The sequence below is a fragment of the Methylobacterium sp. AC315 genome, from assembly GCF_979253755.1.
In genome coordinates this window covers 1-1,282 of the sequence record NZ_CEEDEA010000061.1, presented here as the reverse complement: position 1 = coordinate 1,282, position 1,282 = coordinate 1, and the positions used below count along the sequence as shown (strand labels likewise).

The window sequence follows — 1,282 nt, the reverse complement described above, 5'->3', positions numbered from 1 at the left end:
GTGATCGCCCCCCACAGGGTGGTCCAAAGTTCAAGTTAGTGCGCGGTAGGCCGCTTCACCACGGGTAGCTTGGCCGGCGGAGCGGGTCGGGCGAGCGCGGCCGGCCAAGCGGAGAAGGCTGACATGAACACTTCCGGTGCCGGCGGCCGGTATCCCAATGAGGCGTGGGGGCGCACGGTGTTGTAGTGACATCTCCAACTTTCGATGACGATCTGCGCCTCCCTGAGTGTGTAGAAGATCTCGCCGTTTAGCAGTTCATCGCGAAGCCGCGCGTTGAAGCTTTCGACGTAGCCATTCTCCCACGGTGAGCCCGGAGTGATGTAGGCGGTTTTGCTGCCGACGCCGGTGATCCAAGCTTGTACAGCTTTCGCGACGAACTCCGGCCCGTTGTCCGAACGGATATGGCCCGGCACGCCACGCAGGATGAACAGGTCCGAGAGCACGTCGATCACATCGACCGCCTTGAGCTTGCGGGCGACCCGGATCGCCAAGCATTCATGCGTGAACTCATCGATCACGTTGAGCATCCGGATCTTGCGTCCATCATGCGTGCGCGCCTCGACAAAGTCATACGACCATACGTGATTGCGGTATTCCGGGCGAAGGCGGATGCAGGAGCCGTCGTTGTCCCAAATCCGCCCTCGCTTGGGCTGCTTGGCCGGAACCTTCAGACCCTCGCGCCGCCAGATCCGTTCGACGCGCTTGTCGTTGACAAACCACCCGGCCGCCTTCAGCAGCGCGCTGATCTTCCGGTAGCCGTAGCGACCGTATTGCTCCGCCAGCGCGATGAGGTCGGCCGTCAGCGCCTCTTCGTCGTCGCGGCCCCGCGGCACCTTGCGCTGTGTCGAGCGATGCTGACCGAGCGCCCGGCAGGCGCGACGCTCGGAGACGTCCATCGTCAGCATGATGTGCTCGACACAGGCGCGTCGGCGCGCGGGGCTCAGAAGTTTCCCCGGGACGCCTCCTGCAAGATCAGCTTGTCCAGCGTCAGATCTGCGATCGCCCGCCTGAGACGTTGGTTCTCCGTCTCAAGATCCTTCATCCGCTTGACTTGATCCGACTTTAGACTGCCGTACTCCTTGCGCCAGCGATAGTACGTCACCTCGGTCACGCCGATCGCCCTGATCGAAGCGGCGACGCTCTGTCCTTGTGAGACCAGTACGTCCACCTGACGCAGCTTGCTCACGATCTCCTCGGGCTTGGGTCGTTGGGCCATCGGTTCCGTCCTCTGTCGGCTCAAAAGCCATACTTCAGGGCGGACCACTTCAAAGGGGGACGATCA

At 62.6% G+C, this 1,282-nt stretch carries 1 protein-coding gene; it reads right to left on the bottom strand.

The window, feature by feature from the left end:
* Positions 1-35: 35 nt before the first annotated feature.
* A protein-coding gene (locus AC0IY0_RS28690; RefSeq protein WP_471766465.1) for an IS3 family transposase occupies positions 36-1,216 on the bottom strand; the annotation gives its coding sequence in 2 pieces (ribosomal slippage) (positions 36-955 and positions 955-1,216; 1,182 coding nt in all).
* Positions 1,217-1,282 lie beyond the last annotated feature (66 nt).